The sequence below is a fragment of the Levilactobacillus spicheri DSM 15429 genome (genome assembly GCF_001435095.1).
GTDB classification, from domain to species: Bacteria; Bacillota; Bacilli; order Lactobacillales; family Lactobacillaceae; genus Levilactobacillus; species Levilactobacillus spicheri.
The window spans coordinates 1-275 of the sequence record NZ_AZFC01000034.1 but is presented as its reverse complement, the minus strand read 5'-3'; the positions used below and the strand labels follow the sequence as shown (position 1 = coordinate 275).

1 pseudogene is annotated in these 275 nt (G+C 48.4%); it reads left to right on the top strand.

The features are described 5' to 3' along the window. A pseudogene (locus FD37_RS12650) lies at positions 1–275 on the top strand (IS30 family transposase); the annotation flags it as partial.

Genomic DNA, 275 nt, shown 5'->3' with positions numbered 1-275 from the left:
CAAGTCCAGAAGTGGTCCCCTGAACAAGTTGCCCATGTGGTGGGGATTGCCTACAAAACGGTCTATAACTGGATTGATCAAGGATGGCTTGATATACAGTTGCCCGATTTGCCTGATCATGGAATTCGTCGTCATCGTGCTAAAGAAAAGCGTGGTACGTTCAATTACGGCCGCTCCATTGAGGAGCGGCCTCATAAAGTCGAAACTCGCCAGGAATTTGGCCACTTTGAAGCTGATACCGTACTTTCTGGTAAACGTAAAGGTCAAGCTGTGGC